The following is a 12531-nucleotide window of genomic DNA, read 5'->3' on the forward strand; positions in this document are numbered from 1 at the left end:
ATACCAGTTTTTACTTAGCTGTTGACTTGGGTATGTTAAAAAAAGTGTAATATGTTTTTACTTACCACTTACTTGTCTGTCGTGTTTAATTCCACAAAAATTATTATAGTATTTGAGAGGGGTTTTCGCGATGCATCCAATACGCCAACCTGCCCATTTAATACGTCAACCTGCCTATGATTTAAAAGAGCGACCCTTCATGGTTATCTGGGAAACAACTCAAGCCTGCGACCTAGCCTGTAAACATTGCCGTGCCGAAGCCCGCCCAGACCATAATGATCCTCTTGCTCTTACTTTTGAAGATGGCTGCCGCTTGATTGATCAAATTGAGAGTTTCGGTACGCCACGCCCCCTGGTTGTATTTACAGGCGGCGACCCATTTAAACGTGAGGACATTTTCGAACTAACCAAATATGCCTCCGCCAAAGGGCTTCCGGTGGGTGTATCCCCTTCCGGTACGCCGTTGTTAAACTTTGACAACCTTACTAAGCTAAAAGAGGCTGGCGCGAGAGCAATTTCCCTTAGTCTTGACGGCTCCACTGCCGAGATTCACGATGAATTCCGCCAAGTTCAAGGCTCTTATGACTGGGTTATCAATGGCTGGAAAAACGCCCGCAAGATCGGCTTAAAATTGCAGGTCAATTCTACGGTAACTCGCTATAACCTTGATGATCTACCCGCCCTGTTTGCGTTGGTACGTGAGTTAGGCGCTATGACTTGGAGCCTTTTCTTCCTCGTACCGATGGGACGCGCAATTTCGGAAGACGAAATCTCTCCTGAAGATTACGAAGCGGTGATGAACTTCCTTTACGATGCCTCCAAGTATATCAGCGCAAAAACTACCGAAGGGCATCAGTACAAGCGCGTAGTGCTACAACGTGCTGCTCTTGAAGCGCGTGGCTTAGCCCCGGAAGATTATCTGCCTCTAAACGACACCTATCGGAAGTTGAAAGCCGGATTAGCGGAAGTGACCAAGAACACCCCGCAGCCTGATCCGGGTGACCATATCCGCCGCACGCCTATGCATATCAACTCTGGTGACGGGTTTGTGTTCATTAACTTGCGAGGCGATGTATATCCTAGCGGCTATCTGCCGGTTATCGGTGGAAATGTACGCGAGAAATCTCTGGTAGAAATTTACCGTGAGAGTCCTCTCTTCCAATCACTGCGCGATAAAGGTCAGTTAAAAGGTCGCTGTGGCGAATGCGAATTCAAGTTTGTTTGTGGCGGCTCCCGCTCCCGCTCCTATGCTATGACTGGTGATGTGCTTTCGGAAGAACCATTCTGTGTGTACGAACCGGGTAGTTTCCCCTTTGCCAACGAGATAAAAGAACTAGAGCTGGCAGTAGCTAAAGGTTAATTCTGTATCTGGCAGGTGATGGCGAATTTGACTTCTCTCTCTTCACAGAGAGAAGTCAAACCTGACAGGTAAAAGCACGGTAAAAAGGTTGAATGTTGTTCACTTTAGCTTGAAATAAAATTCGCTGTAGTCTGTACTACCTACTACTTTATCACCTACAAGTATCATAGTGTTGAAATATAGCTCCATTCTTGCTGCATTAAATCTCAGCTATTAATATATTCTGGCATAAAATCCGGTTACGCCATCCGGCGTATTTACATTTACATTGCCATTTTTCTGGTAGTTAAGCAAAGGGGGATAGAGCGCGTGAATCGTGTGGTAATTATCGGTGGTGGTATTACTGGCTTGGCGGCTGCTTGGGAATTACAGCAACAGGGTATTGATTATTTGTTGCTCGAAGCCTCCAATAAACTTGGCGGCAAAATAGCAACCGAACGAGTGGATGGCTTTATCATTGAAGGTGGGGCTGACTCATTCGTTACCTATAAGCCGGCAGGGGTGCAATTGTGTCTGGAAATGGGGCTGGGCGATAAGATTATCGGTACGAGTCCCACTACCAAAAGCACCTACATCGTCAGAAATGGCAAACTACACGATATTCCACGCGGGTTACGTTTGATTGTCCCTCTCGATGAGCAAGGCTTACGAGAGTCTGATGTCATTTCCGAAGATGCAAAAGCGCGAATGCTGAATGAGGTAAATATACCGCCTCGAACCGAGGAAGGCGATGAAACGCTTGCCTCTTTTGTAAATCGCCGCTTTGGTGAAGAGGCGCTGGTAGTATTTGCCGACCCTATGCTTGGGGGTATCTACACTGGCGACCCTGATACGATGAGTATGCAGGCTACTTTCCCGAATTATCTTCAAATGGAGAAGAAATATGGTAGTCTGATTGCAGGTCATAGGAATGCACCTCCCCCACCACCAGCCAAATCTGACGTGCCTAAAAGTATATTTGTTTCAATGCGCAACGGTATGGGTGAATTGATTGATGAAATCAGGGCGAGGTTAACCGGCGAAATTCTCACCGGGCAAAGAGTAATTCGTATTGACTCGGAAGGCACTGTATATACTGACACTGGTGAGGTATATAAAGCCAGTGCGGTTGTGGCTACTATACCCTCTATATACCTGCGGGAAATGCTGCACGACTCAGCGCCCCAATTAGCGCAGGAGTTGCGCCGAATCAGAACTGTAAGTAGCGCCACTATTTCAATGGGCTTTAAAGAAAGTGAATTAGCGCGACCTCTAGACAGCTACGGCTTTGTAGTAGCAGGGGATGACCCTACGCCACTACGCGCTAGCACTTGGAGTAGTACCAAATTCGCCGGACGCGCCCCGGAAGGTTACGCCCTTTTAAGGGTATTTGTGGGCGGACATCGCAGCCCTGAACTGGTCACACGTTCTGATGAAGAATTGATTACATTGGCACTTGCTGAATTGAAAAAACTGTTAGGAATTGAAGCCACCCCGGTTATTTCCAGAGTATTCCGTTGGATAAATGCGAATCCTCAATATGAAGTTGGTCACTTGGATAAAGTTGCCAACATCAAGGCTACTTGCCCACCTTGGTTGGTTCTGGCAGGGGCTGATTTCGAGGGTGGTGGCATACCTGATTGTATTAGAACTGGGCGCGAGAGCGCAAAACAAGCGCTTGCTTCTAGGCTGGTATCAAATCTCTAGCCTTTAGTTATGCTGAAATTTTAATTCTCTGCTTGTAAAGCAGAGAATAAAATAGAAATTTGAAACCAAAGCGCTGTACCCTTGGAGGAGATAAGATGAAAGATAAGCGCGCAGCACTGCTCTTAGCAGGCGTGCTACTACTGACCACGTTACTTTATGCTTGCGGTGATAGTCCCACCGCTACCGTCACAACAACTGCGGCTGCTACTACGGTTGCAAAGACGACTGCTGCTGCGACTACCGCAACAACTACAGCAGCAACCACAACTGCGGCTGTCACAGCTACCACTGCGGCTGCTACCACAGTTGCCAACGCCAAACCGGCAGTGTTTCACTGGGCGAAAACCGGCGAGCCTCTGACCCTTGACCCTGCCTATGTTACTCTTACCGATGCGATCGGTAGCCAACTTGCCGATAATCTTTTTGAAGGTTTGCTCGAACTCAATCCTCAAATGAAGGTTATACCGGCTTCGGCTGAAGCCCTCCCAACTGTTTCGGCAGACGGCAAGTTATATACTTTCAAGCTGAGAAAAGACCTGAAGTTCAGCAATGGCGACCCGCTTAACGCCACAGATTTTATCTATAGCTGGAACAGAGTTGCTCGGAGTGGTATAACTGCTGCTGCTGGTAGCGCTTTCAGTTTGGTAGATGGTTTTGACACGGTCTGGAACCAGAAAGATGAAGCCACCAGAACCGCTATGACCGTTTCCGGCTTTAAAGCGGTTGATGACTACACCATCGAAATAACCTTGAAGAAACCGGGCACTTACTTCCTGACCCAGAGTACCTTACCGGGCTTTTATCCGGTCAATCGCAAGGTCATTGAGGCAAACCCTGCCAAAGTTGGTGAGCCTAACAAGTCCTTTATGAGTGCCGAAACTGTTGTAAGCAACGGACCGTTCTTGATTAAGGATTGGAAGCGCGATACTACCATTCGGTTAGAGCCAAATCCGTATTACAGTGGCAACCCGAAACCAAGTGTAAGCGCTGTGACTATCGATGTAATCAAGGATGCCACTACCTCCAAGCTCAAATATGATAACGGCGAACTGGATGAAGTCGGTGTGCCTCTCGCAGATATGCAAACCGCTCCCAAAGACCCCAAGTACAAGGATGCCTATGTGCAGGTTCCGCTGGCGCGTACCACTTGGTTGGCTTTCAATATGTCAGGGGATAACGTTTTCAGCCGCAACCTCAAACTGCGTCAGGCTTTTGCCTACTCGCTGGATTTAACCCTGATTACACAAGGCGCGCTTAGTGGTAGCGCCTTCTCCGCGACCAGTTTGCTACCTAAAGGTTTTCCCGGTTATCACGAAATGAATAATTTCGCCTATAATCTGGATAAAGCCAAGCAACTATTTAAAGATGCCGGTTATGATACCCCTGAGAAGATTAAAACTCTGGAGCAGGAAATTAATAACTGGGGTAACGGCGGACTGGGCGGCGGTTTGGTAAATAGCGGTGACCGCAACGCTAACAAGGTAATGATGGAAAATATCCAACAGCAGTTAAAAACCGCTTTTGGTGTGGAACTGAAAGTAAACCTTGTAGCTACCTTGAAGGAATTTGTTCAGCGTCGCGATCAGAATCATGAGTTCCTGCTTTACCGAGGAAACTGGGAGGCAAACTATCCTGACCCGCAGACCTTCTACGAGTCAACCTTCTTTAGCACTTCCAGCGGTAACTCCAGTGGGTACAAAAATCCGCTTTACGATGAGCTAGTTACAAAGGCTAACAGCGCCAGCGATAGCAGCCAACGCTACGACCTCTATTATCAAGCGGAACAGGTACTTCAGAATGATGTAGCCTATATACCAATGTATAACGCCGTTGAACCCCGCCTAATTAGACCCACAATTCAAAATTGGGGTTATAACGCGCAGGGTCCGATGAAGCTTAAATACATGCAGATAAAACCATCATAACTTAAGGCATCTACCTTCCTATTTTCAAAGTCCTTCTCAATATGAGAAGGACTTTTTTTATTCATAGCCATCATAAGGAATCAGTTGAGGGGTTATACTCGAATAAATTCGGCTATTTGCGGGTTACTGCGTAATTCTTCAAGGTTTTCGGCATTGGGCAGTTGTGGCTTGTCACGCTCAATATTGACTAAGCAGAGAAAACCAAGCGGTTCGTTATTGGTAGCGCGGAACTGGTGCCACGTATATGAGGGGATTTGCAAAACATCAAAACAATTAAGTTCAATTATTTGATTACCTAGCAGTGCTTTGCCGCTACCGCGAATAATCATTACCACATGAATATGCTCATGGCGTTCGAGGGTTGAGTTACCTTCTGAATCAATTTCAAAATAGCGCCATTGTACCGGAAGAAGTGGGTCACCCTCAAATAGAACCTGACGGGTGATACTTTTGAAATGCGCCCCTTCTTCTTTATAGGCAAGCAACGGAACGGACTCCCATTTAAATTCAGCTTGCCAATGTTTTACCTGATTCATAGCTTGATTCATTTCCTCAAACCTAATGGGCAACTGCTCTGCGTTCCTCACCAAAATGTTGCCGGATACCTTCCATAAATACTGAGGCGCTTTTCTCCAAATCTCTGGAATGTTGCATCAACGCCCCGCCAATCAGCATCACGGTATCTTGACCAAACGATTGTGCCATCGCTTCGATACGGTCGAGCCGCATCCCGCCACCCGGACATGGAAAAGATGGTTTGATATGTCCCAATGTGCCACGCAATGCGATTGCGAGGTCTTGGCATTCTTCTTCGGTAACCGCGAATCTGCCTCCAGAATTTATGAAAATTGAGATGTCTGCCCCGATAAGCCGGAAGATTGTGCCGAGCAATACAGCCGGGGTCATTCCATGGGCAGGATCATGAAAATGCGTGCCGGTAAAGCTTGGGTGTGTCATGATTGCCAGTTTGTACTTACGCGCCAAAGCTCGCACAGTATCCACACCTACCAACAAGGGCGCAACCAAAATTCCTTTTATATCGAGGCTTTTTGCCAGCGCAACCTGCTGTTCAATTTCATCAAAACCGCCTGAAATCATGGGGAAGAAAAGGGTATTGCCTCCGGTCTTGGCATTTGCCTCTCTAACCGCTTCTTGGAAACGTGGTACTCGCTCAACGAAGCGATGGTATGCCATATCTGCCATACCGTGATCTTCCTTGATTATATCCAACCCACCGCGTGCATACTCGCCTGCCATTTTGGCAAGTTGGTTTGTGGAAAGTCCAAGCGGTTTAAGGGCGGTACAAGCGAGCGGACGTTTGTATGTTCCAGTCAGGGCGCGTATTCCCTCTATACCATAAGCGGGACCACCAAAAACTTCGAGTAAGGCTGAAGTTAGATCGAGCTTGATAATTTTGATACCTTTTTTAAGCGAAATGTTGCCGTAAATTACATTTAAAAACTGGGGTATAGAAAAGGCGGTATTATCGCTGCGATAGCTGATAACCACATCGTGCTGATTTCGAGTGTGTGGAACTAGCTCAATCGACTCAATCCAGCCGACAATACCACGCTCATGAATTTCATCTGGAATGCAGTCGTGTGGGATTTCTACGCTCTGTTCGACCGTAATATCTCTGGCATGTTCATCGATGCTGCGATTATCATATACAGTTATCCGGTATGTAACCGAGAATCGCTCATCGGATTCTTTTCTTTTTAAAGCCTCATTCATGCATTTCTTCCCGCTTAGATGGCATTTTAAAACATTAAAACAATTTTATAATGGGAAATGTAGCAGATAGTGAGGGCAATTACAACCCTCACTATAAAGCTTCTGTCTTACGGTCTTGGGCTTCGCAAAATGATTGTACTGAGTGGCGGTAAAGTAAGCTTTACCGAATGATAATGTCCGCCCCATGCCACATTTTCACTGTCTAACCCGCCGCCATTTCCCATGTTGCTACCCCAGTAGCTTTCCGAATCACTATTCAAGATTTCTTGATAATAACCGGGTTTTGGTACACCAATGCGATGTCCCTGTCGTGGCACAGGCGTAAGGTTACAAGCAATAATAAGCTCATCATTGTGGTCTTTAGCGCGGCGTAAGAAAGCAATGGTGCTATTATCCACATCGCTTGATTCCAGCCACTGGAAGCCTTCCCAACTTGTATCAACCTCATATAGCGCCGGTTCGTTCCGGTAAAGGTGCAACAAATCCTTCATAAACTTTGATAAACCGCTGTGAGTATCATATTGAAGCAATTCCCATTGCAACGCCTCACGTTCGTTCCATTCCTTCCATTGCCCGAATTCGCCACCCATAAAGAGCAGTTTTTTACCGGGGTGAGTGAACATATACCCGTAAAAAGCGCGCAGGTTAGCAAATTTCTGCCACATATCTCCCGGCATTTTATCCAGCAAAGAGCGTTTAAGGTGCACTACCTCATCATGTGATAGCGGTAGGATAAAATTTTCACTGAAGGCATACATCAATGAGAAGGTCAGGCTGTTGTGATGATAGCGGCGATATATGGGTTCGTTCTTCATATATTCGAGCATATCATGCATCCAGCCCATATTCCACTTCAGGTCAAACCCCAGACCTCCCGCGTAGGTAGGCCAAGAAACCATAGGCCAGTCGGTTGACTCTTCCGCACAGGTCAAGGTATTTGGGAACTCAAGGTGTACTCGTTCATTAAAGCGTTTGATGAAGTCGATAGCTTCAAGGTTTTCTCTCCCGCCATAGCGGTTGGGTATCCATTCTCCCGGATTACGAGCATAATCCAGATATAGCATGGAGGCTACCGCATCGACTCTTAGCCCATCGATATGGTATTTGCCTAGCCAGAATAGAGCGTTGGAAAGCAAGAAGTTGCGTACTTCATTGCGACCGTAGTTAAAGATAAGCGTACCCCATTCGGTATGCTCGCCCTGACGTGGGTCGGAATGTTCGTATAAATGCGTACCGTCAAAGTAACCCAAACCGATAGAATCTTTGGGGAAGTGTGCCGGAACCCAATCTAAGATAACGCCAATATTATGCTGATGACATTTGTCCACCAGATACATGAAATCATATGGATCGCCAAAGCGGCTGGTTACCGCATAATATCCGGTAGTCTGGTATCCCCATGAGCCATCAAAAGGATGTTCGGTAATGGGCATAATTTCGATATGGGTAAAACCCATTTCTGTAATATATTCCACCACTTGGTCTGCCAGTTCACGGTAGGTTAGATAGCTCTCATCGTGGCTACTGCTATTCCAACGCCGCCGCCATGAACCAAGATGTAACTCATATATAGATACAGGCTTGTAAATATTATTATGCTTAGCGCGTCCTTCGTTAACCCATTCCTGATCTTGCCACTCATACTTATCAAGTTCAAATACTATCGAGGCAGTTTTAGGGCGCATTTCGCTGAAAAAACCGTAGGGATCGCATTTCTGGACATAGAAGCCATTGAAGTGGGATTGAATACCATACTTATATTTTTCTCCTGCGCCAATTCCCGGAATGAAAAGTTCCCAAACTCCCTGCGACTCATGCTTGTGCATAAGGTGTTTAGTTTTATCCCAACTGTTGAAATCACCGATTACTGCTACCCAATCAGCATTAGGCGCCCAGAGTAGGAAATTGACTCCTTTTACCCCATCACGTTCAATAATATGAGCGCCGAATTTCTCGTAACTCTTGAAGAAATTCCCCTCACCAATAAGTTGCATATCAAAATCAGTAAGGATCGAACCAGAAAGGAGTTTTGCATCCTGTTCTTTAATTTCCGCCATATAATTATCTCCGGTTTGGGTTAATTTAGAACTTTTCAAGAATAATTCTCTTATTATAATGAGACTTCACCTAGTTGTCACGTTTCTAACAATAATCAAAAAAGGACGTAACAATTCAGCCCAAATCACAGGTATAGGCTCGGCAGTACACGCGGATGTTCGGTTCCGGCGAATTTCAGACAAGAGAACAAATATTCCTCTCGTAGCATCCTTTCAGCTTTAAACTCCTATTTCACTTTGCCGCCATACTAACTGCCTGTTCGTAAACTTACCCTTGAGCTGGTAAAACTTGCTGGCGAAATCTGCCCGCCTCCACCTTGCACCTCTCCCATCTTTATGGGTAGGGTGGGTCGCCAGCGCGGTAACTGATTACTCAATCCCGTTTCTGTCGACCTCCCTCCAAACCACTCATACTACTTTCGCAGTAAGTGGCTTTCCCATTTTCCCTCATCTTTAGCTAAAGCTACCGATGAGTGCGGTAAAGCTAGATTTGTTTAATGCACTATGTGCTACTCCTCTTAGCTTTAACGCTGGAAAATCTAGCAGGCTTCGCCCTGTATGCGGTTTTCCCGCATTCCGTGAGTGGTGCGCAACTACCACTGACTACTACCCTGCTTCCGTAGTCTGGGGTGATATTCAGACCCTGTGGTCATAGCCTTTTTGAACAGGCTTTCACCCTCGGACTATCCCCGTTTAGACTTCAATCCAGATGCGATAGGTTTAGGTAGTCTTTTCGGACCTTGTCTTGCTATGCAAGCTGTGTCGCCAAAGTGAGTATCTCCACCTTGAAAGGCCGAAATGGAGATTTCAGCGAGACTGGGTGTCACCATCGTTCCCAGCCGGTGTGTAGTTAACCCACACGTCCTGGACTTTAAGCAGTCTAGCTTTTACCATGCCTATCTTGTTCTGAGAAACGCTTAGGTTTGATGGAACCCTTGCTTTCCCTTTTCACATCGTGCTGTGTTTCCCCATTGGTCTTTCGACCGCCGGGTAAGATGCTGAACAGTTCCCCTACCCACAGGGAACGGGGTGTTTGATAGCCCCGCTGAGATTAAGTCCCTTTTAACGGGCGCACCCTTCCGTACACATTGGAAAAATTTCGGGCGGTAAGGTTTTTACTGTTTTAATCGTAATTGTAGAATACGGGAAGGAAAGGAAAAGGATTCCGGGATAAAAATGCCGTTTTGGGTTTCTCTTAGAAGACCAATTTTGTAGAATAGTTGTTCTAGCAACACTATTGGCAAGAAGGGTGAGAAGAGAGGAGCTACGAGAAGGAGATGTTAGAAGTTATGGCCAGAAGCGCAATAAAGTACCACCGGAAACGAGGGGACAACTACAACGTAATTGCGGGCAAAGTGCAACATGATGCCCGTACCGTAAAAAGAGTGCTAAATGAACCTAGCGACAAGGTACAAACCCGCCCCAATCGTGAAAGTAGTGTGGCAGTCTTCAAAGAACAGATTGAAGGCTGGCTAGAACAAAAACTACAAGTGAAAAGAATGCTGGAACTAGCGTGGGAAGATCCCAAACAGCCCTACTGTGGCAGACCCACCGCCTTCTATGACTATGTGCGCAAGCTCAAAAAAGCCAGAGAGAACCAGGCTCATCAGGTACAGATACGTTTTGAGGGCTTACCTGGAGAGTTTTTGCAAATAGACTGGGGTGAAATTCGGGGAGTGCTGTTCAGTAAACAAGATAGTGTACCCCAAACCTTCTACTTTTTCTGTGCCCGGCTGAAATACTCGCGTTTTATGTATGTGAGCTTTCAGAAAGATATGGCCGAAGAAACGCTGGTGCGCTGCCTGGTGGAAGCCCTCAACCGGATGGGGGGAGTACCGTGGGTAATTACCACGGATAATATGAAGACGGTGGTACTGAGGCGAGATGAAAAGAACCAACCAGTGTGGCATCCGGTGTGGCAGAAACTGGCACTAGAATTCGAGTTTCACCCGGAAGCCTGTGCCCCGGCCAGCGGAAACCAGAAAGGTGCCGTAGAAAATTTGGTAAAGTATACCAAAAACAATTTTCTAGCTGGTCGTACATTCTACGATGCGGCGGATCTGGTAAGGCAGTTGGAAGAATGGTTAGGGGTAGTGAATTACGAGCGTACATGCGCAGCGACCGGGGAAATTCCGGGTAGCTTACTGGAAATAGAGCGTAAACACTTCAGCCCATTGCCTGCTAGTGCCCGGGATTACGGTTTATTTACCAGCCTGGTGGTAAACCGGGAAGGGGTAGTCATTTTTGAGACCAACAAATATAGCGTACCGGCGGAACTAATGGGACAAACCCTGACAGCCCGGATACATCGGGAATGGCTGAAGTTATGGCGGGGTACGGAACTGGTGGCACAGCACCCCCGTTGTTATTCCCGAAACCGCCGCTTAGTAATACCGGAACATTACACCCAAGCTTTTGAGATCAAACCCAGAGCCAGAACCATGGTGTGGCGGGATTGGTTGTTAAATTTAGGACCGCAAGTGTACCAGTATGTGGCGGTAATCTGTCGACGGCAAAGAGCCACCATGAGTGAACAAATCCACCAACTATACGCGCTGGCCCAGCAGGTAGGGCTGGAAGAATTCCAGGCGGCGGTGGAATTGGCAACGGAACAACAGCTTTACGGGGCGGAATATCTCAAGGGTTTATTACTCAAGCCAGCGGGTTCAGGCAGTAATGCCGCTACCCTCAAGCCCACTCAACCAGCGGTGGAACGGCTACTCAGTGAATACGAACCACTGGTGGCCAACCGTTTTTCGGCCATACCTGAGGAAAATGAAATAGAAAGGGCGGTGGGATGAATAGTCTGGAACATAAACTCACCAGCCTAAAACTGGGCAGGGTAAAACAGGTATACAGCGATTGGATTGAACGGGCACGCGAAACCGGAATGGATTACGGGGAGTTTTTAGAAGAATTGTTAAGCGAAGAGTTGCTATCTCGTCAGGAGAACCAACTCAAAAAGCGTTTGCACTCAGCCAGTTTCCCTTTTGAAGCCAGCCTGGAACAATTCGATTTCAGTCGCCACCCGGAACTGAAGCGCAGCGTGATTTTACGCTATTTCGACAGCAGTTTTGTAGAAAAAGCTGGGAATTTACTCCTAATCGGGGCAAGTGGGCTTGGGAAAACCCATCTTTCGATTGCAGCCGGAATTAAGATGGTGCAGTTGGGTTACACCGTAAAGTTCATTACGGCTCAACAACTGGCGAACCAAGTGATTGCGGCTAGCACTCGCCAGGAAATAGCCAGGATTTTAGAGCCGCTTTTGAAATGTCAGGTGTTGGTATTAGACGAACTGGGCTATTTACCGATGGACGCACGTGTAGGTCCGGCCTTATATGAGCTGATCAGCGGACGTTACCTCAGAGGTGCTACGATCATTACCAGTAACAAAAGCCTTTCTAACTGGGGCGAACTGATCGAGGGTGGTGATACTGCCTTGATGGTGGCGATTATTGACCGTTTATTGCATCACGGAGAAGTTTTTTATTTAAGAGGTAGCAGTTACCGCACTTTAGGAAAGGAGAGTTACGGCTTAGAGCGTCGGCAACTTCCACCAGAAGAAAAGAAACCGGAAGCGGGAACTGGTTCTTAAAGATTTCAAGAGGCTAAGATTATTTCAGCCTAATAAGAGCTGGTTGAGCGCAAAAGCTTGGCTTTTGTGCGAACGCCAGCGTGCGACAGGCCACTGCCTGGAGCTTTTTCTTAAAAAAGTGGGTTAAATTCAGATGCATTTTTAGCCCGGAATATTAGGTCTTGACAACCGCAA

Annotated in this window: 8 protein-coding genes; 5 read left to right on the top strand and 3 right to left on the bottom strand. The window is 46.9% G+C overall.

Features of this window, described 5'->3' with window-relative positions:
* Positions 1-160 precede the first annotated feature (160 nt).
* The 3 genes from OZ401_RS09310 to OZ401_RS09320 all read left to right on the top strand — a co-directional run bounded on the left by OZ401_RS09310 (position 161) and on the right by OZ401_RS09320 (position 4971).
* Positions 161-1360, top strand: coding sequence for a TIGR04053 family radical SAM/SPASM domain-containing protein (locus tag OZ401_RS09310; protein WP_341469870.1), 1200 nt, complete (start codon positions 161-163; stop codon positions 1358-1360).
* 309 nt (positions 1361-1669) lie between these two features.
* Positions 1670-3046 carry a protoporphyrinogen oxidase gene (gene hemG / locus OZ401_RS09315; RefSeq protein WP_341467956.1) on the top strand — a complete coding sequence of 459 codons (1377 nt, stop codon included), beginning with the start codon at positions 1670-1672 and terminating at the stop codon, positions 3044-3046.
* A 95-nt stretch (positions 3047-3141) separates the two neighbouring features.
* Complete coding sequence (locus OZ401_RS09320; RefSeq protein ID WP_341467957.1) at positions 3142-4971, top strand: peptide ABC transporter substrate-binding protein; 1830 nt, start codon at positions 3142-3144, stop codon at positions 4969-4971.
* A 92-nt stretch (positions 4972-5063) separates the two neighbouring features.
* Here OZ401_RS09320 and OZ401_RS09325 read toward each other — a convergent pair whose 3' ends face one another.
* The 3 genes from OZ401_RS09325 to glgB all read right to left on the bottom strand — a co-directional run bounded on the left by OZ401_RS09325 (position 5064) and on the right by glgB (position 8762).
* Positions 5064-5507 carry a cupin domain-containing protein gene (locus OZ401_RS09325; RefSeq protein WP_341467958.1) on the bottom strand — a complete coding sequence of 148 codons (444 nt, stop codon included), beginning with the start codon at positions 5505-5507 and terminating at the stop codon, positions 5064-5066.
* 22 nt (positions 5508-5529) lie between these two features.
* On the bottom strand, positions 5530-6705 hold the full coding sequence (locus OZ401_RS09330) for a RuBisCO large subunit C-terminal-like domain-containing protein (RefSeq protein ID WP_341467959.1): 1176 nt from the start codon (positions 6703-6705) through the stop codon (positions 5530-5532).
* Between the two features lie 107 nt (positions 6706-6812).
* Positions 6813-8762, bottom strand: a complete 1950-nt coding sequence (gene glgB / locus OZ401_RS09335) for a 1,4-alpha-glucan branching protein GlgB (RefSeq protein WP_341467960.1) — start codon at positions 8760-8762, stop codon at positions 6813-6815.
* 1277 nt (positions 8763-10039) lie between these two features.
* Between glgB and istA the strand changes: the two genes are divergently transcribed.
* On the top strand, positions 10040-11563 hold the full coding sequence (istA, locus tag OZ401_RS09340) for an IS21 family transposase (protein ID WP_341467827.1): 1524 nt from the start codon (positions 10040-10042) through the stop codon (positions 11561-11563).
* On the top strand, positions 11560-12357 hold the full coding sequence (gene istB, locus OZ401_RS09345) for an IS21-like element helper ATPase IstB (protein ID WP_341467826.1): 798 nt from the start codon (positions 11560-11562) through the stop codon (positions 12355-12357). Before istA ends, istB begins: the two co-directional genes overlap by 4 nt.
* Positions 12358-12531: the final 174 nt, after the last annotated feature.

Source organism: Candidatus Chlorohelix allophototropha, assembly GCF_030389965.1.
GTDB lineage: Bacteria > Chloroflexota > Chloroflexia > Chloroheliales > Chloroheliaceae > Chlorohelix > Chlorohelix allophototropha.

What these genes read in the sequence shown, in the direction of transcription:
- OZ401_RS09320 (WP_341467957.1), top strand. Translation starts at nt 3,142, where the DNA reads ATGAAAGATAAGCGCGCAGCACTGCTCTTAGCAGGCGTGCTACTACTG.
- OZ401_RS09325 (WP_341467958.1), bottom strand. Translation starts at nt 5,507, where the DNA reads ATGAATCAGGTAAAACATTGGCAAGCTGAATTTAAATGGGAGTCCGTT.
- OZ401_RS09330 (WP_341467959.1), bottom strand. Translation starts at nt 6,705, where the DNA reads ATGAATGAGGCTTTAAAAAGAAAAGAATCCGATGAGCGATTCTCGGTT.
- glgB (WP_341467960.1), bottom strand. Translation starts at nt 8,762, where the DNA reads ATGGCGGAAATTAAAGAACAGGATGCAAAACTCCTTTCTGGTTCGATC.
- istA (WP_341467827.1), top strand. Translation starts at nt 10,040, where the DNA reads ATGTTAGAAGTTATGGCCAGAAGCGCAATAAAGTACCACCGGAAACGA.
- istB (WP_341467826.1), top strand. Translation starts at nt 11,560, where the DNA reads ATGAATAGTCTGGAACATAAACTCACCAGCCTAAAACTGGGCAGGGTA.